The organism is Halorubrum trapanicum, assembly GCF_017873555.1.
GTDB classification, from domain to species: Archaea; Halobacteriota; Halobacteria; order Halobacteriales; family Haloferacaceae; genus Halorubrum; species Halorubrum trapanicum.
On sequence record NZ_JAGGKE010000011.1, the window covers coordinates 44,240 to 66,584 of the forward strand.

Sequence of the window (22,345 nt, forward strand, 5' to 3'; positions counted from 1 at the left end):
GATCGGCGGTCGATCGGCCCGATCGCGACGCTCGAACCGACCGGTTACCGTTCGGTGATCCGGCGGCCGACGGCGCCGCAGTACGGTGGTTTTAACCCTCCGTGCGGCCCATCGGCTCGCATGACGCTGTCGGATATCGCGGCCGGGGTCGAGGTGACCTCGCGCCAGCAAGACCGCGGGGTCGCGCTCGCGGACGACACGGAGACGCCGCTCGTCGATCGCCTGTCGGACCACGCCGAGTCGCTCCCGTGTACGCCCGCGGCGACCGCCACGCTCGTCGACGCCTACACCGCCGGCCGGAGCGTCGGCGACGCGGCCCGGGAGGCGGGGGTCTCCCCGATGACGGCCGCGAAGGCGCTCCACCGGTGCGGCGTCGCGGGCGTCTGCCCGCTCTCCCCGACCGGGCGCGACGTGGTCCGCGACTGGCTCGCGGGCCGGACCTCCCGGAGCCAGGCCGTCGAACTCACCGGCGGCGACGAGGCGGACTTCGCGCTGGCGACGTACGTCGAGACGCACGATCCGGTCGACGCCGTCGCGGAGGCGGTCGACGCGCAGGTCGCCGGCTCGGCGCCGCTCGGGGACGGACTCGGCGGCGACGACCCCCTCGGCGATGCGCTCGGCTCCACCGACGGGCTCCGCTGAGGGCCGATATCGCTCTTCTCGACTTCGAGCTTAGGCGACCCGGCTTACGGCGTGAACCGTTCGATCAGCCCTTTCTCCGGGAACTCCACGCCGAGCGAGGTGTCGAACGCGGTCTCGTAGGCGGCCGCGATCGCCCGCGCGTACGCGTCGTCTCCCGTCGCCGCGGTCGGCGCGGCCGCGACCTCGGGATCGGTGGGTGGGACGCGGCCGACGCCGGCGTCGCCGTCGTCGCGCTCTTCGTCGCCTCCGCCGCCGCCGGTTCCGGGTCGCTCCACCGCGAGCGTCGCGTCGAGGCTCCCGCCCACGTCGGCGATCCGCCCCCGGAGCCGCTGTGCCGCGTCGCTGCCGTGGGCCGTCGCCGGCCTGACCGCGACCGCGCGGTCGACGCTCGTCGCGGCCGCGACCGCCTCGTTCGAGCCGGCCGGCGCGGCGTCGACGACCACCGCGTCGTACGTCGTCGCCGCCTCGTCGATGCGGCGCTCCAGCTTCCGGGCGGCCTCCGCGGTCTTTGCCCGCGCGACGCGCTCGAAGGGCGCCCTCGCGGGTATCGCATCGACGCGTCCCGCGAGGTCCGGCGCGTCGCTCCCGCCGTTCGCTCTGCTTCCGCCGCCGACCCCCGACAGCTCGGCGTCCTCGCGCGTTCCGGCGATCGGGTACGCCGCCGCCGACAGCGCGGCGTCCGGATCGTCGGTGAGGAGCGCGGTGAGGTCCGGGTCGATCCGCCCGGCCACGTACTCGGAGAGCCCTTGTGTCGTGAACGCGGCGTCGACGACCGCGACGTCGTCGCCGTCGCGCGCGCCCATCGCCGCCAGCTCGACCGCGGTCCGCGTCGTTCCCGCGCCGCCGGTCGCCCCGACCAGCGCGAGCGTCGTCGCCTGCATGCCCCGGTCTCGCCGGAGCCGGTTCTTAAAAAGAGCGAAGCCGAGCGGCGGTCCGGCCAGCTGTCGATCTCGGCCGCGACCTCCTCGGCCGCCGCGTGGATCGGTGCGACTCTCGACGGCGAGGTCGCCCCGAGGTCGCTGGCGAACTGTGAGAGGAACTCTGCGGGGCCGTCAGTCAGCTAGCGGATTCGGAACTCTCTCTTGTACTCTAAGGTTACCGTGCCAGAGGCAACATTACGGAGGCACTTATATAGTTCATCCATCGACATCCCTTCGAGGCTGGGATGTGAATCCGAATGGACTCTGATGAGTCGAACAACCTCCTGCCGATTACTTCCAGGTACCTCTAGGCTTCCATTAATGTAGTAGCCAACCACCGGCTTTGAGTGATTCTTCCTCCCCTCGACCCCTGTGGCTTCATCTCGTGCCAACTGCTTACCGGTTGACAACGCGTGGTTGTGACTATAGCCAACCGCATTGGCAATGTCTGCTACTTCGTGCCATCCGCTATTGTTGCCGAGGTACTGTACGATGTCGTGTCGGGCAGTTGTATTACCCGAACTCTTGGAGCTCATGGGTTGAATTCGTTGATCTGGAGCCCCTTGAGCCAGACACAAGAACTAAATCCTGCCCGTACAGACCGTGAGATGCAGCAGATAACCCACAGTCACGGGAGTTAGTTCCGGTGGCTCGCAGGGTGGTTCTGCCCTGTGCCCACCTGACATGGGTTGGAGCTTGGCAGGTGGGCCAGGTGTACTTCACACCGATCGTGAGTCGTAGGATTCTCCTATCCTCCCACTTAACTGGTTCAGGGTGAGGATATAAATACTTGACGCCAAGTATACTCCATACTGGGCGACGGATCAAGATTATAGTCCGTATTAAGCTACGATTACCATGACAGAAACCAACGATTACGACGCTGATGACGTTGAGCGAGAGAGAGGAATACTCACCCCGTCAGATCGAAAATTCTTGGGAGGAGAAAAGGAACTATCTGGTCAGTCAAAGAGAGATGCGCGTTACCGAATTAGAAAGCGAATCAAACATGGGCTACTGGATATCTCCTTTTTGAGACGTATGATCTCAAACAAGGATAGAAAATTAATAGCTGAGGATCTCTTCCCGTCAGACGAAAACGGCGATGTAATTGTACTACGTGTGATATCTGTCCTATTTAGGATGATTCTGGACGTAGAAAACGAAGATATAGAGAAGGCAAAAAGCCGCTTTGAAAGCACGCTTGCTGGTGGGATCCGATCTGTCATAACCCAGTTAGATGATAGTGATAGATTTTTAATCAATATTTCTGTTGATATTAATATAAATCGAGAAGAACCGGACCCAGATAAACTAATGTCTAAATATAAAGCAGGTCGAGAATCATTTGAAGAGCTCCGGTGGTTACGTCAACACGATTACATTTCTCACGATCGGACCTATCATGACCATATGCTTAATCACCTCTGGGAGGGTGAAGAAAATGCATCTATCGGTATTTCCACCAAGGAGGGTTTCGAGATCTACGAAACGTCTGACTTTGATAATTTAGAGAATTTCAAGGAATCTGTTTTTTCTGCGATGGAAGAGTCACCCGTGGATATGATTGAGGATTAAATAAATATTTTGTTGTATTTCAAACGATTTTAATTAGGTGTCCACAACCGTTTCCGACAAATAAACTCTGGACCTCAAGTGCTATACTGATATTATTGTCATTTCCGAGATCTGATTCGACCCGCTCTCCAACCGTGATCCGAATCGTCACCGATCCTACCTCTCCACTACCCGTCTATCGCGGCCGCCACGTCCTCGGCGACGGCGTCGATCTCGTCGTCGGAGAGGTCGGGCCGGGCGCCCGCGACGGCGTGGATCGGCGCGCCCCCGTCGCCCTCGAACCGCGGAACGACGTGAACGTGGACGTGTGGGACCTCCTGGCCGGCCGCCTCGCCGTCGTTGACGCCGACGTTGGCGCCGTCGGCGTCGACCGCGTCCTGGATTCTCGGCGTGAGCGACGCGACCGCGTCGAACAGGTCGCCCGCGAGGGCGGCGTCGAGGTCGCCGACGTGCTGCGCGTGCGACTTGGGAATTACCAGCGTGTGCCCCCGAGCGAGGGGGTTCGCGTCCAGAAACGCCAGCACCGAGTCGGTCTCGTACACGGTCCGCGCCGGGATGTCGCCGGCGACGATCGAACAGAAAATACAGTCGTCGGACATACGCGACCGATCGCTCGGGCGTCCCATCAAGGTTTCCCGGAGGCGCGGTGACGGCGTTCCTCGCGGTGTCGCCGTCGAGGGGCGTCCGAGGACCGTTCCCCGCTCGGCCCGCCAACGGACCTATATCCGGCGCGCCGAAACGGCGGGGTATGGACGACCGGTTCGAACGCGTCATCCGCCAAAAGCTCCGGAAGGCGGGCAAGCAGTTCGAGGAGGCCAAACGCGCCTACGCCGAGGGGCGCGACGACCCCGAGGGCGACGCGGCCGCCGCGGCGCGGTTCGGCCTCCCGACCGACGGGGACGGCCGCGCCCGCATCGTCTGCCGCCGCCACGCGGAGCGCCGGACCGTGCCGGTCGACGCCGAGGGGCGCCCGACCTGCTTCGAGTCGGGTCACCCCGACTGCGAGGGCTGCGCGGAGGACGTCCGCGACGGCGTCGTCGAGACCTGGTGACCGCCCCTCCCGAACTCCCTCGCCGCGGCGTGCCGACTCCACCCGAACAGGTTTGTGTCCCGCGGTTCTCGTGGCCCGCATGAAACGGGCTCGCGTCGTCGTCGCCCTCCTCGTCGTCGTCGGTGTCGGTCTCGTTCTCTCCGGGTTCTTCGCCGGGGCGACCGAGGAGCCGGCCGTCGACGACGTCGCCGACGACCGCCTCATCGAGGTCGACGGCGACTACCGGCTCTGGCCGTACACGAGCCGGAGCAGGACCGTCGAGGGGCGGACGCTCGCGATCAACGTCGTGTTCCACGCCGACGCCGAGACGACCCGGGCCGCCATCGAGGGTGACCCGGCCGCGGACTGGGAGGAGACGAGCCCGAACGAGAGCGAGGCGACCGCCGACGACGATCAGGTCCGCGAGTTCGTCGGCCGCGACTGGCGGGACGCCCACAGCTCGCTCCGCTACTCGTACGTCGAGGGACCGACCGGCGGCGCGTGGCTCACTGAGACGTTCGAACTCCACGACGGGGCGTACCTCGGGGTCCGCGACCACCTCCGCGCCTACGAGTCGCCCGACGGCACCTACACCGCGATACAGGCCCACGAGGAGTACTACGACTGGTTCCGGCTCCGCCACACCGTCCCTGACATCGACGCGCCCGCGACGCGGCTGGTGGACGAGTTCGTCGAGTCGGACCGCGCGACGGACGTCCGCCGCGAGTACCGCGGCATCGACGGCGGGCGCAGCGACGGCTGGCTCTCCGTGATCGAACTGGCCGCGGCGGCGACGCTCGCCGGGGCGCTGCTCCGCCGGCGGACCCGCGAGGCGGCCGCCGACCTCCTTCGCCGGCTCCGCACCGACGCGGGACGACACGCCGCCGCGGCGACGCTGGGTCTCGCGCTCGGCGCCGTCCTCGTCGGCGTCCGCGTCGCGGGCGTGACGCTGGAGGCGGCGCTGCCGGGCGCCTCGCCGAAGGCCATCGCGGCGCCGCTGTACCTCGCCCTCGCGCTCGGGCTGCCCGCGCTGGTCGTCTGGCGCGCGCCGCGGTCCGACCCGGCTGCCGCCGCGCTGGCCGTCGTCGTCGGTCTCGGCGGCGGCTTCCTCGCCGATTTCGCCGCGCTCGGCGTGGCGGTCCCGCCCGCCCTCATCGTCCACCGCGTGGCGCTCCTCGCCGCGCTCGGCGTCGTCGCCATCGGGCGGGCGGCCGCCGACCGGCCGGTCGCCGTCGCCGGGCTGGCGGCGTGGGCCGTCGGACTGGCGCTCCCGCTGATGGACGTGATCTGAGCGGTCGATCGCGTCGGCGCGCCGTCTCGAGGCGGAACAGCACAGAAGAGATATACCGGTTGGCTGAAAACAAGGGGAGACGAACAGATGACGCGACCGATCAGCCGACGCGCGGCGCTCGCCGGGTTCGGCCTCGCGGCCGCCAGCGCCGGCTGTCTCGGTCGCACTGAGAACATCGCCGGACGCGACCCTCACTCGCAGCTGACCCTCGAGATCAACACCACGCCGGCCGACGACGACCCCAACGGGATCCGCATCGCGAGACAGCTCGAAGAACACCTGACCGCGGTCGGCATCGATGTCCGACTCAACACCGTCGGACAGACCGACCTCTGGCGGAAGGTGCTCATCAACCAGAACTTCGACATCTACGTCGGGCAGTTCGTGGAGACGGAGCCGTTCGATCCGGACGCGCTGTACGGCCTGACCCACTCGAAGTTCATCGCGGAATCCGGGTGGCAGAACCCCTTCGGTCTCACGGAGATCGCGGTCGACGACCTGCTGGACCGACAGCGCCGGGTAGCGGGAGACGAACGGGCCGACGCCGTCGACGCGCTCCAAGAGACGTTGTGTGACCGCCAACCCTTCTCCGTCGTCGCGTTTCCCGACGCGCTCACCGCCGTCCGGAGGAACCGGTTCGAGGGGTGGACGGAGGGCCGCCAGCCGCTTTCGGTCACCGGACTCCTCGAACTCGACGCGGTCGCTCCCGATGACGGCTCGGGAGGCGACACCGACTCGGGAGACGGTGGTTCCGGGACGGACGGAAACGCGACGACGGGCAACGTGACGACGGGCAACGCGATGACTGGTGACACGGGTGACGCGGACGACGGCGACGGAGCCGATACGGACGACGGCGGCGGAGATGTCCTCCGACTCGTGACGACCGACGACCGCATCACCGAGAACTGGAACCCGATCGCCGCGGAGTACCGGAAGTACGGTACGTTCACCGGGCTGCTGTACGACCCGCTCGTCCGCGCGGACGGCGAGTCCGTCGTCCCGTGGCTGGCGGCCGACTGGGAGCGGGTCGACGACGACGCCGTCGACGTCTCGCTCCGCGACGCTCGGTGGCACGACGGTGAACCCGTGACCGCGAGCGACGTCGCGTTCACCTACGAGTTCCTCCGGGACACGTCGCTGGGGAACGTCGAGACGCCGGTTCCGACCCCGCGGTTCCGCGGTCGGAGCTCCCTCGTCGAAGACGAGCGGGTCCTCGACGACGCGACCGTTCGTCTCACCGTCCCCGACGTCAACGAGACGGCCGTTTCTCGGGCGCTTCAGGCGCCGATACTCCCGGAACACGTCTGGTCGGAGCGGACAGACGCGGCGACGATCGCCGGCTTCGAGTTCGACTTCGAGACGACGGAGGCGGTCGTCTCGAACAACCCCGATCCGGTCGGCAGCGGTCCGCTGCGCTTCGTCGAGGCGACCGCGGGGGAGTCGGTCGTCTTCGAACGGAACCCCGACCACTTCCTCGGCCGCCCGGCGTCAGACGACGCCGAGGCGGCCGAGGAGACGACGGACCCGCGTGGGGGAATCCCGTCCAGATACCACGGGAAGCCTGCCTTCGATCGACTCCGGATCGAGGTGTTGCCGTCGGACATTTCGGCCGTGGAGTCGGTCGCCGAGGGGCTCGCGGACGCGACCGCCTCGAACCTCGGTCCGGCGTCGGTCCCGCGGATCGGCCGCTCGGACGACGCCCGGCTCGTGAGCGGCCGATCGGCGGCGTTCTATCACGTCGGGTACAACGTGCGGCGGAGCCCGCTGTCGAACCCTCGCTTCCGCGCGGTCATCGCGCGGTTGATCGACAAGTCCGCGGTCGTCGAGGACGCGTTCAACGGGTACGCGAAGGCGGCGACCTCCCCGCTCGCGGCGTCGGCGGACGCGGTTCCGGAATCGCTGACGTGGACCGGCGAGACCGACCCCGTTCACCCGTTCTTCGACGACGGGGGATCGCTGGACGTCGCGGCCGCCAGGGCGGAGCTTCGCGACATCGGATACCGCTTCGACGACGAGGGACGGCTGCTCTCGCGGGGGCAATGACGCCGTTTTTGTCCGTCCTCGCGTCGGTCGTCGCGTGGGTCGGGACGATGCTGGCGGTTGCGAGCGTCGCGATCGTCGGGCCGGCCCGGCTCCGCGAGGCGTGGAGCGGGCTTCGCGCGCGGCTGTGGGACGCGCGCCGGGCCGTCGCGGTCCTGTGTGCGGTGCTGCTCGCCAGCGCGATCGGCCGGAGCTCGCTTCAGTCGGTCTCGGAGCTGTTCGGTCTCCAGGCGACGGCGCTCATCTACGGGCTGGAGGGCGGGTTCGTCGCGTGGGTTCAGGCGACGTTCGCCCTCCCGGCGTTGACCGCGTATTTCTCGTGGGTGTACGTGTACGGCTACGCGTTCCTGCTCGCGTTCCCGGTGGTCGCGTACCTCGCGCTTCCGCGGACGGCGACGCTCAGGCGCGTCCTCGTCGCGTACGCGCTCAACTACGCGATCGGGCTGGCGCTGTACACGGCGGTGTTCGCCTACGGACCGCGGAACGTGATGCCGGACATGGTGACGCCGCTCCTGTTCACCAACCAGCCCGACGTGATGCTCCTCGCGACCGAGGTGAACGTGAACACGAACGTCTTCCCGTCGCTCCACACCTCGCTTTCGGTCACCGTGGGTACGTTTGCGGTGCTGACCCGCGAGGAGTACCCGCTGTGGACTCCGGTCGCGGTCCCGCTCTCGCTGTCGGTCGTCGTCGCGACGATGTACCTCGGCATCCACTGGCTCACCGACGTCGTCGCCGGCTTCGCGCTCGCGTTCGGCTCCGTCGCCCTCGCGTATCGCCTCGTGGACCCCCGGAGCGACGCCGCCGAACCGAGCGGCGACGCGGACGGGGAGTGTCCCGGCTCCGGGACCGGCGCGGACGACTGATCCGCGGAGGTTCCGTCGGTGTCGCCGTTCGGCGACCCGCGATCAGACCCCTTCGACGAGCCGTTCGAGCTGCTCCGGCGGGACCGCGCCGCGGGCCGCGTGACCGTCGTACGCGAACGTCGGGACGCCGGTGACGCCCTGTCGCCTCGCGGCGTCGAACAGCTCGGTGACGCGCTCGCGGAGGTCGTCGTCGTCGAGCGCGCGGTCGACGACTCCGGGTTCGAGACCGTCGATCTCGGCCGCGATATCGCCGAGCACGTCGCGGTCGCCGATGTCGCGGCCCTCAAGCCAGAGCGCGTCGAAGACGGCCTCGTCGAACGCGAGCCACGCGTCCGGCGCGGTCTCGCGAACGCGGACCGAGACGATCTGCGCGGGCAGCGAGTCGACGTCGCTCGCGAGTTCCAGCTCCATCTCCTCGGCGCCGTACTCCGCTTGAAGCCGGCGGACGTTCTCGCGGGCCTGCTCGTAGTACTCCTCGTCTTTTCCGGTGTCGGCGTCGCCGTCGATCTCGCCGTCCGGCCCGCGCTGGCCCGCCCGGAGGTCGAACGGGTGCCAGTCGATGTCGAGCGGCTCCTCGCGCGTCTCCTGATAGTTCGCGAGCGACCGCCGCCCGAGGAAGCAGAACGGGCAGACGTAGTCGGAGTAGACGGTGATCGCCTCGCGCTCGTCGGCGCCGGACGCCGCGTCGGAGTCGGTTGCCATGCCCCCGCTACGCCCCGGAGCCGAAAAGGTCGTTCGGCGACGGCAGCGTGGGCGCGACGCGCACGGTGGCGCTCGCCCGGCGTGCGGACCGTCCGCGTCGATCCCAAACCACTACCAATTAATACAACTAAGTTTTACCACCGCGTATGCCCGAGTACGATCCGGTCGACCCGCCGGTCGCGCTGACGATCGCCGGCAGCGACAGCGGCGGCGGGGCGGGAATCCAGGCGGACCTGACCGCGATGACCGCGCACGGCGTCTTCGGGACCGCGGTCGTGACGGCGACGACCGCACAGAACACGCGGGGCGTCGAGGACGTCCACCCGCTCCCGGCCGACCACGTCGCGGCCCAGTACGCGGCGGTCGACGACGACTTCGCCGTCGGGGCGGTCAAGACGGGGATGTTGGCGACCGCGGAAATCGTCGAGACGGTGACCGAGGCGGTCGCGGACGCCGACGCCCCGGTCGTCGTCGATCCCGTGATGGTCGCGGCGACCGGCGATCGACTGCTCTCTCCCACCGCCGAGGACGCCTACGAGGACCTGATCGCGGCCGCGACGCTCGTCACGCCGAACGCCGACGAGGCCGCGGTGCTGACCGGCGACGCGGTCGAGACCCCGGCCGACGCCGAGCGCGCGGCCCGCGACCTCGTCGCGCTCGGCGCGGACGCGGCGCTGGTGAAGGGCGGGCACCTCGACGGCGGGTCGGTCGACGGTGACGTCGTCGTCGACACGCTCGTTCAGGCCGACGGCGCGGGCGGTGACGGGACCGTCCCGACCGTCGACCGCTTCGAGACGCCGCGGATCGACACCGACGCGACCCACGGCTCCGGCTGCGCGCTGTCGAGTGCGATCGCGGCACGGCTGGCGAGAGGAGAGCCGATTCGTGGAGCGGTCGGCGCCGCGGTCGAGGAGATGACCGAGGCGGTCCGGCGCGGCTACGACGCGGGTGAGGGACCGGGCGCGGTCAACCCGACGGTGTTAGGCAAGGAGTGAGTGGTCGAAACGCTATCGTCTGACTCTGCCGAGTTCCGGTTCTTCGGAGACGATCTCTGTCGAGACGGCCGGTCAGCGAACGTGCGTCTCACCGACCGAACCTCTTTCAATAACGACTATGAGCCTGAACTATGGAACGGAAACGAATATCGTCTGGAACCGAATGGGAGTCGAAAGTCGGGTACTCTCGGGCCGTTCAAAAGGGCTCTCAAGTACACGTTTCTGGAACGACAGCGACTAGCGATGCTGGTGATATAGTTGGCAAAGACGACGCGTACGAACAGACGAAAAAAGCACTCCAGAACATCGAAGACGCCCTTCGAGAGACTGATACATCACTTGAGGACGTGGTCAGAACTCGAATGTTCGTCACCGATATCGATGAGTGGGAGGCAATCGGTGAGGCCCATGGTGAAGTGTTTCGTGACGTTCGCCCAGCCACCAGCATGGTGGAGGTGAATCGCCTCATCGATCCGGAGTTACTCGTTGAGATCGAGGCGGTTGCGATTATCTCTGAGTAAGTCCCTCCCCTGTACTGAGCGATTCGTGAGTCCTCTGTACTGAGATTGAAGACGAGAACCGATCAACTGCTAACTTTACGGAATACAAGGGGAATGCCCCGGAGCTTAACCTCGAAGTGATTCACGCCGCTCATTCCTATAAATACGCCAACGGGACCATCAGCGCGGCGCCGAGCGCGACGCCGCCGCCGAGGATCCGCCTGCCGCCGTGCGGGAGGTCGGAACCGGTCTCCAGCGCCTCGGGGATGAACTCCGAGCAGACGAGGTAGATCATCGCGCCCGCGGCGAAGCCGAAGCCGTACGGGAGGAACTCGCGGGCGTACCGCACGAACGCGAACGCGATCACGGCCCCGATCGGCTGCGGGAGACTGGAGAACACCGACCACCACACCATCTTCCACTTCGAGACGCCCATCGCCCGCAGCGGGATCGAGATGGCCGTCCCCTCCGGGACGTTGTGGATCGAGATGGCGACGGTCATGAACACGGCCAGTAGCGGGACCGTGAAGCCGAACAGCGCGGTGCCGCCCTCCAGTCCGAGGTCCGCGAAGGAGACGCCGACAGCGATCCCCTCCGGGAAGCTGTGGACCGTCAGCACGCCGAGGATCAGAAGTAGCTTCTTGAAGTCGGCCTCCGCGTACTCCCGCGGGTCGATCTCGGCGTCGGTCAACACGTCGTGCGCGAGGACGACGAGAACGACGCCCGCGAGCATCCCGATCCCGATCTCCGCGGGGGTCCCCTCCGCGAGCCCCTCTTGGATCAGGCCGAACAGCGACGCCGACAGCATGATCCCCGACGCGAACCCCCACAGCGCAACGTTCCCGCGGTCGCTGATGGCGTCGAAGAAGAAGAACGGCAGCGCCCCGATCCCGGTCGCCAGCGCCGTGATCAGGCCGGCGACGAAGACGAACGCGTAGGCGTCGAGCGCGACCATCGGGCGGCGGTACGCCCGTCTCGGTGATAACTCCGGTGGGCGCATCCGCGTCCCGGGAAGGCGGTCGCCGGGCGCTACTCGACGAGTTCGCCCAGTTCGTCGATCTTCTCGGTCTGCTCCTCGTTGGCCGCCCCGATCCGCTCCGCCTCGGCCGCGACGTCGTCGGCGGTGTCGGCCGCCGAGTCGATCATCGACGACACCTCCTCGGTGGAGGCGGCCTGCTGGTCCGTCGCGTCGGCAACCTCGCCGACGCCCTCCGTGGCCTCGGTGACCGCGTCGTCGATGTCGTGGAGCACGTCGACCGTCTCGTCGACCCGGTCGAGACCCGTTCGGACCTCGTCGCTCGCGTTCTCGATCCGTTCGCTCGTCTCGTGGGTGTCCGCTTTGATCTCGTCGACCAGCTCCTCGATGTCCTCCGCGTTCCGCTGTGACTCCTCCGCGAGATTCTTCACCTCCTCGGCGACGACCGCGAAGCCGTCGCCCGCCTCGCCCGCCCGGGCCGCCTCGATGGAGGCGTTCAGCGCGAGCATGTTCGTCTGGTCGGCGATGTCGTCGATCACGTCGACGATCTCGTCGATCCGCCCGATCCGGTCTTCGAGCCGCGAGACGGTCTCGGACACCTCGTCGTTGGCCGACTCGACGGTCTCCATCGCGTCGATCGCGTTCTCGGCGACCGCACACCCCTCCTCGGTCAGCTCCTGGGCGTGGCTGCTCACCGTCTCGACCTCCTCGGCGCTGGCGGCGATCTCCTCGACCGTCGCCGACAGGTTCGACACCTCCTCGGAGATCTCCCGCATGGACGCCGACTGCTCTTCGGTCAGCTCGGTCACCTCGTTCGACCCTTTCGAAACGATCTGCGAGATCCGGAGCAGCTGCTCTACGGTCTCGCCGATTTCCGCCTGCACGTCCGATTCAGGAGGGTCATCCGCCTCAGATCCGTTCGATCGGGTTGCCATACGAACCTCTCCCCCCGGGGCGGTGGTTAAATTGACGGTGAAATTACCAGAACGGATAACGCAACAGGAGCGGTGTAGGATCGGAAGTAATTCAGGGTTCTGTGGCCGTGTAAGTGGTTGCTTGTGGACAACGTCTCGAACGCAGTCATTCTCAAAATCTCCGGTATGATAATTGCTGGAAAACGCTTTTCAGGAAGTGTTGGCCGATTGTAAGCATGGCAACATCGACGACAGTGATCGAGGAGACCGACATCTACACCGTCGAGTGGGACGCGTCGCTCGACCTCCCCGTGTTCACGTGGGACGAGTACGCCGCCGGCGAGGCGTTCCGCGAGGGCGCTCGGCGCTGGGAGGAGATCATCGCGGACCGGAACGCGGACAAGTACATCGTGAACACCGCGGGCGTGACCGCACACGACGACGCCGACAAGCGATGGCTCGGCGAGGAGTGGGTCCCCGACCTCATCGATAAGGGAGTGACGCGCGGCGCCGGCGTGTACGCGGACTCCGCGATCGCGAGCATGGAGATGGAGGAGGTCGAGAAACAGCTGAGTTCGATCGCCCCCGAGTTCGAGTTCCGCGCGTTCGCGAGCAACGAGGAAGCGAAGGCGTGGCTGCGAGACCAGTAACGCGACGCGGCGACTGACGCTCCCCTTTTTGCGTGGCGTGGTCACCCCGACGACGCCGGGCGGATAGTGAGACGAGGCCACCGGATCTCCCATCCCGCGTCACCGGTCACTCGGCTCCGCCGAGCCCGGCAGGCTCGATTTCGAAGATGCGAGCCTCACAGCCCTCACAGCGCCCGACAACCACGTCGCGGGTGGTACAACAGGACGCGACGACCTCCTCTCCGACCGTCACCTCGCCCCCGCAGGCCGGACACTCCTCGACGAACAGCCGCAGCCCGCCGAGCACCTCGCTCCGCGCCGGCTGCGGGAGGTCGGTCCACCCGTCGTCGTTCGCTCGCAGCACCCGGTCCGCGGCGGCGTCCGCGAGGAACGCCGGCTGCGACACCCAGTGGCCGATCCGATCGCCGTCGACGGCGGCGAACACCGCGTTCCCCCGCTCCTCGACCGACAGCCCCGGCTCGTCGGCGGCGTCCACGTCGGCGAGCCGCGCGACCGCCGCGGCGTCGTCCGCCTTCCGGGCGTCGTCGAGCGCGTCCCGCCACGCCGACGCGAACCACGGGGCGTACGTCAGGTCGCTCCCGTCGTCGGTCTCGACGAGCGCGCCGGCGTCGAGCAGGTACGACTGCGGGTCGACGGCGGTCCCGTCGGGTGACGCCCCTCGCGACGCGTCCGCCGACGCCCGCGTCGCGCCCGTCGGCGCCTTCCCGAACAGTCGGAGCACCGACTTAGGGAGGTAGCGCTTCGTGAGTTCGGGCGTGCCCGGCACGAGGTAGCCGCGCAGCCAGACCGCCGCGAGCGAGACCGTCGTCGCGGCCGCGCCGACGGGCGGGGCGACGGCGACGGCGACCGCCGCGCCGAGCGCGACTCCGATCGCGACGTTGACGACGGTACAGGGGAGACAGCGGTTCTCGCCGGTGTACTCTGGCTGTCGGATCCGGTCGACGAGCGAGCCGCCCGGCGTGTCCATACACCCCCTACGCGCGGCGGGAGCTTGTAACTACGGCCGCCGGGCCCCGCTCCCGCCGACCGTCCCGCGGGCGCAGTCGTCCGCGGACCCGCAGGGTTTTAGCCGCGCACGGCGGGAGTACGGACATATGGCAACGGGGATCGTCGGGGAGTTCCTCGATCTCAAGGCGGAGACGGACGCGGACGTGCTCGCGATGCAGTGCGGCGACTTCTACGAGTTCTTCGCGGACGACGCCGAGCTTGTCGCCGACGAGCTGGACCTCTCGATCTCGCAGAAGTCCTCTCACGGCTCGTCGTACCCGATGGCGGGCGTGCCGCTCTCGGAGCTGACGCCGTACGTGAACGCCCTCGTCGAGCGCGGCTACCGGGTCGCGGTCGCAGACCAGTACGAGACGGACGGGGGCGACCATGCCCGCGAGATCGTCCGCGTCGTCACCCCCGGGACCGTCCTCGAAACGAGCGACGACGACGCGCGCTACCTCGCGGCGGTGGTGCGGGAGGAGGACGGGTCCGGCGGGGCCGGGACGAGCGGCGGAACCGGAGACGCCGACGGCGGCGCCGACGCCGACGGCCCGTACGGACTCGCCTTCGCCGACGTGACCACGGGGCGGTTCCTCGCCACGACGGTCGACGACGGGGGGGACCTGCGCGCCGAACTCTACCGGTTCGACCCCGCCGAGGTACTCCCGGGGCCGCGGGTACGCAACGACGACGGACTGCTCGCCGCGGTCCGCGAGGACCTCTCGGGACGCGTCACCGCCTTCGACGCGGAGGCGTTCGCGACGGGGCGCGCGAAGCACGCGGTACGCGAGCAGTTCGGCCGCGAGACGACCGACAGCGTCGGACTGGACTCGGCGCTCGCGGTCCGCGCCGCGGGCGCGGTCCTCTCGTACGTCGAGGAGACGGGCGCGGGCGTGCTGGCCTCGATGACCCGCCTGACCGCCTACGGCGCCGACGACCGGGTCGACGTGGACGCGACCACGCAGCGCAACCTCGAGATCACGGAGACGATGCGGGGCGACGCCGACGGCTCGCTGTTCGACACCGTCGACCACACGGTCACGGCCGCCGGCGGGCGGCTGCTCCGCGAGTGGCTCACCCGCCCGCGACGCGACCGCGAGACGCTCGCGGCCCGGCTCGACGCGGTCGAGGCGCTGGCGTCCGCGGCGCTCGCGCGCGACCGGATCCGGGAGGTCCTCGGCGACGCGTACGACCTCGAACGCCTCGCGGCGCGCACGACGAGCGGGAGCGCGGGCGCGCGCGAACTGCTCTCGGTCCGCGACACGCTCGCGCTGCTCCCGGACCTCGCGGACGCGATCGACGGCACCGCCCTCGCCGACTCCCCGGCGGCCGCCGTTCTCGACCGGGTCGACCGCGACCTCGCCGCCGGACTCCGCGAGGAGCTCGCCGAGGCGCTCGCCGAGGACCCGCCGAAGGCGAAGACCGGCGGCGGGCTGTTGAAGGAGGGGTACGACGACGAGCTGGACGAGCTGATCGAGCGCCACGAGTCGGTGAACTCGTGGCTCGACGGGCTCGCGGAGCGCGAGAAGCGCGAGCACGGACTCAGCCACGTCACCGTCGACCGCAACAAGACGGACGGCTACTACATCCAGGTCGGCAAGTCGGTCGCGGATCAGGTGCCCGAGCACTACCGCGAGATCAAGACGCTGAAGAACTCCAAGCGGTTCGTCACCGACGAGCTGGCGGAGAAGGAGCGGGAGGTACTCCGGCTGGAGGAGGCCCGCGGCGAGCTGGAGTACGAACTGTTCGAGGCGCTGCGCGAGCGCGTCGCCGAGCGCGCCGAGCTGCTCCAGGACGCCGGGCGAGCTGTCGCGGAACTCGACGCGCTCGCCTCGCTCGCGACCCACGCCGCCCGGCGTGACTGGACGCGCCCGGAGCTGACCGAGGATCGGCGGCTCGACGTCGAGGCCGGCCGTCACCCCGTCGTCGAGGGGACGACCGACTTCGTGCCGAACGACCTGCGGCTCGACGCGGAGCGCGGCTTCCTCATCGTCACCGGCCCGAACATGAGCGGGAAGTCGACGTACATGCGGCAGGCCGCGCTGATCCAGCTGCTCGCGCAGGCCGGCTCGTTCGTCCCCGCCCGCGCCGCCGAGGTCGGACTCGTCGACGGCATCTACACCCGCGTCGGCGCGCTCGACGAGCTGGCGCAGGGCCGGTCGACGTTCATGGTCGAGATGCAGGAGCTGTCGAACATCCTCCACTCGGCGACCGAGGACTCGCTCGTCATCCTCGACGAGGTCGGCCGCGGTACCGCCACCTACGACGGCATCTCCATCGCGTGGGCCGCGACCGAGTACCTCCACAACGAGGTCCGCGCGCGCACCCTCTTCGCCACCCACTACCACGAGCTGACGACGCTCGCGGACCACCTCCCGCGCGTCGCGAACGTCCACGTCGCCGTCGACGAGCGCGACGGCGAGGTGACGTTCCTCCGCACCGTCCGCGACGGGCCGACGAACCGCTCGTACGGGGTCCACGTCGCCGACCTCGCGGGCGTCCCCGACCCCGTCGTTTCCCGCGCGGACGAGGTCCTCGACCGGCTCCGCGAGGAGAAGGCGATCGAGGCCCGCGGCGGCTCGCGGGGGAGCGGGAGCGACGCCGGCGAGGGGCTCGGCGGCGAGGCTGGAGGCGACACGCGGCAGGTCGTGTTCGATCTCTCGTCCGGGTCGTTCTCGGGGAGCGACGAGGGTGGAGCGACGGCGGCCGACGCCTCGGCCTCGGAAACGGGTCGAAACGGGACGGCTTCCGGGTCGGCCGCAGCCGACGACGTGGGGGGCGCGGAGACCGCGGAGACCGCGGAGACCGCGGAGACCGACCGCCTCGATCCCGACACCCGCGCCGTGATCGAGGAGCTGAGCGACGTCGATGTCGCGGAGATCCCCCCGGTGGAGCTGCTCTCGCGGGTCCAGGAGTGGCAGGAGCGGCTGGACTGACTGCGTCTGACGTAAGAACTAATGTCCGACCTCGTCGTGTGGTGTGTATGGGCATCATGAGCAAGATCCTCGGCGGAAGTGGGAGCCGCTCCGTCGACGACTACGTCGAGCTCGACACGGACGACTTCGCCGACGCGCACGCGGAGACGGGTACGCAGGTACACTTCGCCGAAATCGGCGATCAGAGCGACATCATTCCGATCAAAGACGCCGTCTACGACGGCGACTTCGTCATCGCCGACATCACCCGCCACTCCACGTCGGACCGGACGATAGAACACGTCTACGACGAGCTTCGGCAGGTGGTCCAGGAGGTCGACGGCGACATCGTCCAGAAGGGCGACGACCAGATCATCGTCACTCCCACCGGCGTGAAGGTCTCGCGACAGAAACTGTAGGCACCTCGTTCCGGCGGTCTCGATCCGCCTCTCCTCCAGGTATCCCGCATCTGCGACCCGGACCCGGGCGTACCGGTCGAACCGTGTCATATATGCCGTTCTCCCGCCCACGTAGAGTCGAATGGACGAGCCGGTCCTGCTGACGGGCGCCGGCGGACGGGTGGGACAGGCCATCCTCCGCGGTCTCGGCGACGACTACGAGTGGCGACTCCTCGACCGCGAGCCGCTCCCGGCCGCGAAGGTGCCCGACGGGGTCACCGACGCCGACCGGTACGTCGCCGACATCACCGACGAGCGCGCCGTCCGCGAGGCGGTCGCCGACGTCGGTGCGGTGATCCACCTCGCCGGCGACCCCCGGAAGACGGCGCCGTGGGACTCGGTCCTCCGAAACAACATCGACGGGGCGCAGGTCGTGATGCGCGCCGCCGCCGAGACCGGCGTCGAGAAGTTCGCGTTCGCCTCTTCGAACCACGCCGTCGGCGGCTACGAGACCGACGAGCGTACGCCGGACCTGTACCGCCCCGACGACGACTACCGGCTCGACGGCACCGAACTCCCCCGCCCCGGCAACCTCTACGGCGTCTCGAAGGCGGCGGGCGAGTCGCTCGGGCGCTTCTACCACGACGAGTTCGGCATGAGCGTCGTCTGCGTCCGCATCGGGAACCTCACCAGGGACCACCCGCCCCGCGAGTACGAGCGCGGGCAGGCGATGTGGCTCTCGCACCGCGACTGCGCGCACCTGTTCGACCGGTGTCTCCGGGCCGACTACGGCTACGAGATCGTGTACGGCATCTCGGACAACGACCGCCGCTACTACTCGATCGAACGCGCCCGCGAGGCGCTCGGCTACGATCCGGCCGACAACTCCGCGGACTACACCTTCGAGGGCGAACCGAAGGCGGACCGTGACGTTGACGCGGCGGGGGAGGGGTCCGCTGCCGATTCCGACGCGCCCGACGCTGACGACGACGCGCCCGCGGAACCCAACTTCCCCGCCGACCCCGATGCGCCGAGCGACGACGCCTGATCGATCCCGGTGGCCGTCGCCCGCGCCGCCGCTCCGACGCCGCGATACCGCGCCGCTAAAACAGGTCGTCGACGTCGCGCCGCTTCCGCTCCTCGATATCGACGTGATCGCGCAGCCGCGCCGCCACCTGCGGCCGCGCGTCGGGGGTGCGGAGGTACGCGAACAGCAGCTCCGCGAAGCGGGTCCGGCCCGTCCCGCGCTCTTCGCGCGCGAGGTCGGCCGCGGTCGCGAGCGCCTCCGCGTCGCCCGGCTCCCCCGTCCTCGCCAGCGCCGGCGCCGCGATCCCCGCCCCGACGAGCGACAGCCCGTCGAAACCCGGCGTCTCGTCGCCGACGCGAATCCGCGGCACGCTCGCCGACTCCACGTCTCTCGGGGCCGCAGCGAGTCGCTCCGCCCACTCGCGGACGGGTTCGATCGCGATCCCCTGCGGGTCGGCGACTCCGTTCAGCGCCGCGGCGGCGGCCTGTGCGTGTTCGATCGTCTCGGAGCGGTCGCCGTCGATCGCGCCCTGCGTCGCCGCCGCGGTCGCCGCTAGCCCCCGGAGCAGCCGCTCGGTGCCGTCGTTATCGCCGCCGTCCGGCGGTCGCCGTTCGCCTTCCCAGACGTCGCGGGCCGCGAGGAACCGGTCCTCGTTGAACAGCGCGGCGCCGGCGGTGATCGCGGCTAACGCGGACGGCGTGTCGCGCGCGTTTTCGTTCTGCCCGGAGTCGCGGTCGGTCACGCCTCGCGGTCGGCGGCGACGACTGATAAATGGCGAGTTCCGCGACCGGCAGAGGGCGAGCGGTCAGCGGGGGAGCGGAGGGCGAGCGGTCAGCGGGGGAGAGATCGTCGCCCGCGGCGGGCGGATCAGGTCTCTCGGACGGCGCCTTCGTCGTCCGGCAGGCGGATCGTCCGGTCGACCGCGCTCGGGTACCGCCGGTGAAGCGCCGCGCCGGCGATCGCGCCGCAGAGGGCCGCCAGCGCGACCGCGGCCGCGGTCGGGAACGAGAGGGCCGCGACCGTCAACACCGGCAGCGCCGCGAAGGCGATCGCGACGCCGAGTGACGGGAGGGCCGCCGACCGGTGGGGATTCGCGTACAGATCGGGGTGGACGGTGCGTCTGGAGGGGGATCGGTCTGGATTCATCGTCGGATGTGGATCGCGGCGCGAGGCGTCCGCCTCGCGGTTCGAGTCGGTTCGGTCGCCGAGGACGGCGTCGTGCGGTCTGCGGGCGACGAAGCGGTGTCGGGGAACGTCCGAGGGAAGGCGGCGCTCGCTTCGGGCACGAGTCGGCCGTCTCCCGTTCGGGGTCACGCGGCGGGGGTGCCGAGGAGAGCGGCGACCGGTCCGCGGACCCGCTTCCGGACGCTCCGGCGGGGGGCGAACGTCGGGATGGGGTCGCGGACGGTCATGGGTTTCCACCCGGCGGTGGGGGACCGACCGGGCGCGTTCTCACCGAGTGACGGAACCGAATTAATAGTTCTCTGCGTGTGTGAACCAATGGCGCGGCCGGGCCGTCGCGTCGAGCCGGCCGGAGAAGTCGGGTCGGCCGGAGAAGTCGAGTCGGCCGAGCCGATCGGGTCGACTATACAGTCCACGCGACCGATCCACCAGTACACTAAGGGGGGCGGAGGGCATACCGCCGGTAGACGTGTCCAGTAGCCTGCTGCCGGTGATCGCGGTGATTCTCGTGTCGGGGCTCGCGGTACAGCTACTCGCTCACCGCCTTCGGGTGCCGAGCGTCATCTTCTACCTCGCGATTGGGGTGGTGCTGGGTCCGGAGGTGCTGGGCCTCGTCACGCTGGAGACGTTCGGCGACGGGTTGGAGATCATCGTCGGGCTCAGCGTCGCGATCATCGTCTTCGAGGGGGCGTTCGCGCTTCGGGTCGACCGGATCCGGCGCGCCTCGACGGTGTCGCTCCGGCTGGTGACGGTCAGCGCGGTCGTGATGTTCCTCGGCACGGCGGCGGCGGTTCACACCTTCACCGACGGCGAGTGGGAGATCGCGCTGCTGATCGGGGCGCTGCTGGTGGCGACCGGCCCGACCGTCATCACCCCGATCCTCAACGTGGTCCGGGTGCGGGACCACGTCGCGACCGCGCTGGAGACGGAGGGGATCGTCAACGACGTGACCGCCGCGATCGTCGCGGTCGTGATCTTCGAGACGCTGCTGCTCGACGACCTCGGCGTCCCCGCGACGGTGCTGTCCTTCCTTCAGCGGTTCGGCGTCGGGATCGCCGCGGGGCTGCTCGCCACCGTCATCATCTACGTGTTGCTGGACAGCGACCTCGTCCCCGAACGCGACGTGCAGGCGTCGCAGTTCCTCGTGCTGGCGGCCGCTATCGGGTCGTTCGCGGCCGCCGAGGCCGTCGCCGCGGAGGCGGGCATCGCGGCGGCCGCGACGAGCGGGATCCTCCTCGGCAACCTCGACTTGGACAACCGCGAGGAGATAGAGAAGTTCGCGCAGAACACGACCACGATCGTCCTCTCGTTCGTGTTCATCTCGCTCGCCGCGCTGATCGACGTCGAGGCGATCGCCGCGCTCGGCGCCGGCGTGATCGCGATCGTCGCCGTCATCATGCTCGTCCTCCGGCCGCTGGGCGCGTTCATCGCGACCCTCGGCGTCGAGCGGTTCACCCGGCCCGAGCGGCTGTTCATCGCAAGCGTCGGGCCGCGGGGGATCATCCCGGCGAGCGTGGCGACGCTGTTCGCCATCGAGCTGGAGCTCGCCGGCAGCGTCGCGGCCGGCGAGCTGCTCGTCGGCACGGTGTTCGCGGTCATCTTTGCGACCGTCCTCGTCGAAGCGGGATTCGCGCGACAGATCGGCGAGTTCCTCGGAGTGTCACCAATGCGCACGATAATCATCGGCGGGGGTCGGGTCGGCCAGGCGCTCGCCACACGACTGGAGAACAGGGGCGAGTACGTCGTGGTCGTCGAGTCGGATCCGGAGGTGGTCGAGCGTGCGCGCTCGGAGGGGTACACCGTTTACGAGGGCGACGGCAGCGACACCGAGACGCTTCGCGGCGCGGGTATCGAGGACGCCAAGCGGTTCATCGCGACGACGGGCGACGACGATATCAACCTCCTCGCGTGTCAGCTCGCGATCACCAAGTTCGACGTCGAGTCCGTGTATTCGCGCGTGAACGACCCCGACAACGTCGACGCCTTCGACAGTATCGGCGTCACCGGTATCGACGCGTCGACGGCGACCGCGGTCGCCATCGACGACGAGATAGAGCGCCCCGCGCTCACCCACTGGATGAACGAGCTCGGCGACAGCCACGACGTTCAGGAGGTCGAGGTGACCTCCCAGAAGCTCGCTGGCAAGACGATCCGCGACCTCAACGCGCAGATCCCCGACGGCACCTTCGTCGCCGTCGTCAGCCGCGACGGCGAAAACCGCGTCCCCTCGGCGGACAGCGTCCTCGAAATCGGCGACTACGTGACGTTCATCGGTGACACCGACGCGGTCCGCCGGGCGATGGACCGCTTCCACCCACACGACTAAGCGGTGGATCAGGTCGTTCGGACCGTTCGTGGAGCGAGGGTGTGGGAGATCGGATCGCTGATCGACCGTTTATAAAAAGTCGGTATCGGTCCGATGGCTTCCGCTTAATCTCCGACCGATCGCTGATAAACAGCGAACCGAGAAACGGCGATGACGGCCGCTTAACCGCCAGCCGGTTACCTAAAAATAGTCGATCATGAGTCGATGGTGAACACCTCCAAAGCCCCAGCCGCGAGGCAGGCGCACGCTCGCTGTCGTTCGAAAGGCGCTTCACGCCTTTCGTGATGACGAGAGAGCGAAGCTCTCTCGAACCACGCGCTTCACTCGGTCGCTCACTCGGTTCGCTCCCTCGTTCCAGTGCTTGCTTCGCCTGCGCCCGCCTCGCGACTGCCCCTTTGAGTCC

The 22,345-nt window shown here is 68.6% G+C and carries 21 protein-coding genes; 13 read left to right on the top strand and 8 right to left on the bottom strand.

What is annotated here, in order from left to right; translation table 11 throughout:
• The first annotated feature begins 120 nt into the window (after positions 1–120).
• The gene (locus J2744_RS12105) at positions 121–642 is read left to right on the top strand and encodes a DUF7858 family protein (protein ID WP_210113612.1); all 522 of its coding nucleotides are present in this window, start codon (positions 121–123) and stop codon (positions 640–642) included.
• Between the two features lie 44 nt (positions 643–686).
• On the opposite strand, the gene J2744_RS12110 is transcribed toward J2744_RS12105, so the two are convergent.
• Entirely contained in the window at positions 687–1,523 is an 837-nt protein-coding gene (locus J2744_RS12110) for a P-loop NTPase family protein (RefSeq protein WP_210113613.1), read from the bottom strand.
• Positions 1,524–2,420: 897 nt separating this feature from the next.
• Here J2744_RS12110 and J2744_RS12115 point away from each other — a divergent pair.
• The gene (locus tag J2744_RS12115; RefSeq protein ID WP_210113614.1) at positions 2,421–3,140 is read left to right on the top strand and encodes a hypothetical protein; all 720 of its coding nucleotides are present in this window, start codon (positions 2,421–2,423) and stop codon (positions 3,138–3,140) included.
• Between the two features lie 167 nt (positions 3,141–3,307).
• Here the strand turns inward: J2744_RS12115 and J2744_RS12120 are convergent, their stop codons facing one another.
• A complete protein-coding gene (locus J2744_RS12120) occupies positions 3,308–3,739 on the bottom strand; it encodes an HIT family protein (RefSeq protein WP_210113615.1) in 432 nt (143 codons plus the stop codon).
• A gap of 149 nt (positions 3,740–3,888) precedes the next feature.
• Here J2744_RS12120 and J2744_RS12125 point away from each other — a divergent pair, with 149 nt between their 5' ends.
• The 4 genes from J2744_RS12125 (at position 3,889) to J2744_RS12140 (ending at position 8,370) form a co-directional block, all read left to right on the top strand.
• On the top strand, positions 3,889–4,191 hold the full coding sequence (locus tag J2744_RS12125) for a DUF7091 family protein (protein ID WP_210113616.1): 303 nt from the start codon (positions 3,889–3,891) through the stop codon (positions 4,189–4,191).
• Between the two features lie 79 nt (positions 4,192–4,270).
• Entirely contained in the window at positions 4,271–5,461 is a 1,191-nt protein-coding gene (locus J2744_RS12130; protein WP_210113617.1) for a hypothetical protein, read from the top strand.
• 87 nt (positions 5,462–5,548) lie between these two features.
• On the top strand, positions 5,549–7,507 hold the full coding sequence (locus tag J2744_RS12135; protein WP_210113618.1) for an ABC transporter substrate-binding protein: 1,959 nt from the start codon (positions 5,549–5,551) through the stop codon (positions 7,505–7,507).
• Positions 7,504–8,370, top strand: coding sequence for a phosphatase PAP2 family protein (locus tag J2744_RS12140; protein WP_210113619.1), 867 nt, complete (start codon positions 7,504–7,506; stop codon positions 8,368–8,370). The genes J2744_RS12135 and J2744_RS12140 overlap by 4 nt, the downstream gene beginning before the upstream one ends.
• Positions 8,371–8,412: 42 nt before the next feature.
• Here J2744_RS12140 and J2744_RS12145 read toward each other — a convergent pair whose 3' ends face one another.
• Complete coding sequence (locus tag J2744_RS12145) at positions 8,413–9,072, bottom strand: DsbA family oxidoreductase (protein ID WP_210113620.1); 660 nt, start codon at positions 9,070–9,072, stop codon at positions 8,413–8,415.
• A 146-nt stretch (positions 9,073–9,218) separates the two neighbouring features.
• Here J2744_RS12145 and thiD point away from each other — a divergent pair, with 146 nt between their 5' ends.
• Both thiD and J2744_RS12155 read left to right on the top strand, forming a co-directional pair.
• Positions 9,219–10,067 (top strand): bifunctional hydroxymethylpyrimidine kinase/phosphomethylpyrimidine kinase, encoded by an 849-nt coding sequence (gene thiD, locus J2744_RS12150; RefSeq protein ID WP_210113621.1) that lies wholly within the window; start codon positions 9,219–9,221, stop codon positions 10,065–10,067.
• Positions 10,068–10,198: 131 nt separating this feature from the next.
• Positions 10,199–10,588, top strand: coding sequence for a RidA family protein (locus J2744_RS12155; protein ID WP_210113622.1), 390 nt, complete (start codon positions 10,199–10,201; stop codon positions 10,586–10,588).
• A 136-nt stretch (positions 10,589–10,724) separates the two neighbouring features.
• On the opposite strand, the gene J2744_RS12160 is transcribed toward J2744_RS12155, so the two are convergent.
• The gene (locus tag J2744_RS12160; protein WP_210113623.1) at positions 10,725–11,522 is read right to left on the bottom strand and encodes a ZIP family metal transporter; all 798 of its coding nucleotides are present in this window, start codon (positions 11,520–11,522) and stop codon (positions 10,725–10,727) included.
• A gap of 74 nt (positions 11,523–11,596) precedes the next feature.
• Positions 11,597–12,478, bottom strand: coding sequence for a methyl-accepting chemotaxis protein (locus J2744_RS12165; protein ID WP_210113624.1), 882 nt, complete (start codon positions 12,476–12,478; stop codon positions 11,597–11,599).
• 215 nt (positions 12,479–12,693) lie between these two features.
• On the opposite strand from J2744_RS12165, the gene J2744_RS12170 reads away from it, so the two are divergent.
• Positions 12,694–13,107 carry a hypothetical protein gene (locus J2744_RS12170; RefSeq protein WP_245203349.1) on the top strand — a complete coding sequence of 138 codons (414 nt, stop codon included), beginning with the start codon at positions 12,694–12,696 and terminating at the stop codon, positions 13,105–13,107.
• Positions 13,108–13,213: 106 nt separating this feature from the next.
• Here the strand turns inward: J2744_RS12170 and J2744_RS12175 are convergent, their stop codons facing one another.
• Positions 13,214–14,074, bottom strand: coding sequence for a hypothetical protein (locus tag J2744_RS12175; RefSeq protein ID WP_210113625.1), 861 nt, complete (start codon positions 14,072–14,074; stop codon positions 13,214–13,216).
• Positions 14,075–14,201: 127 nt separating this feature from the next.
• Here J2744_RS12175 and mutS point away from each other — a divergent pair, with 127 nt between their 5' ends.
• The 3 genes from mutS (at position 14,202) to azf (ending at position 18,455) form a co-directional block, all read left to right on the top strand.
• Positions 14,202–17,030, top strand: a complete 2,829-nt coding sequence (gene mutS / locus J2744_RS12180; RefSeq protein ID WP_210113626.1) for a DNA mismatch repair protein MutS — start codon at positions 14,202–14,204, stop codon at positions 17,028–17,030.
• A gap of 47 nt (positions 17,031–17,077) precedes the next feature.
• Positions 17,078–17,428 (top strand): cell division protein SepF, encoded by a 351-nt coding sequence (locus J2744_RS12185; RefSeq protein WP_210113627.1) that lies wholly within the window; start codon positions 17,078–17,080, stop codon positions 17,426–17,428.
• 121 nt (positions 17,429–17,549) lie between these two features.
• Entirely contained in the window at positions 17,550–18,455 is a 906-nt protein-coding gene (azf, locus tag J2744_RS12190; RefSeq protein ID WP_210113628.1) for an NAD-dependent glucose-6-phosphate dehydrogenase Azf, read from the top strand.
• Between the two features lie 55 nt (positions 18,456–18,510).
• Here the strand turns inward: azf and J2744_RS12195 are convergent, their stop codons facing one another.
• The gene (locus J2744_RS12195) at positions 18,511–19,176 is read right to left on the bottom strand and encodes a hypothetical protein (protein ID WP_210113629.1); all 666 of its coding nucleotides are present in this window, start codon (positions 19,174–19,176) and stop codon (positions 18,511–18,513) included.
• Positions 19,177–19,301: 125 nt separating this feature from the next.
• Positions 19,302–19,580 (bottom strand): hypothetical protein, encoded by a 279-nt coding sequence (locus J2744_RS12200; protein ID WP_210113630.1) that lies wholly within the window; start codon positions 19,578–19,580, stop codon positions 19,302–19,304.
• Between the two features lie 526 nt (positions 19,581–20,106).
• Between J2744_RS12200 and J2744_RS12205 the strand changes: the two genes are divergently transcribed.
• Complete coding sequence (locus J2744_RS12205) at positions 20,107–21,942, top strand: cation:proton antiporter domain-containing protein (RefSeq protein WP_210113671.1); 1,836 nt, start codon at positions 20,107–20,109, stop codon at positions 21,940–21,942.
• Positions 21,943–22,345: the final 403 nt, after the last annotated feature.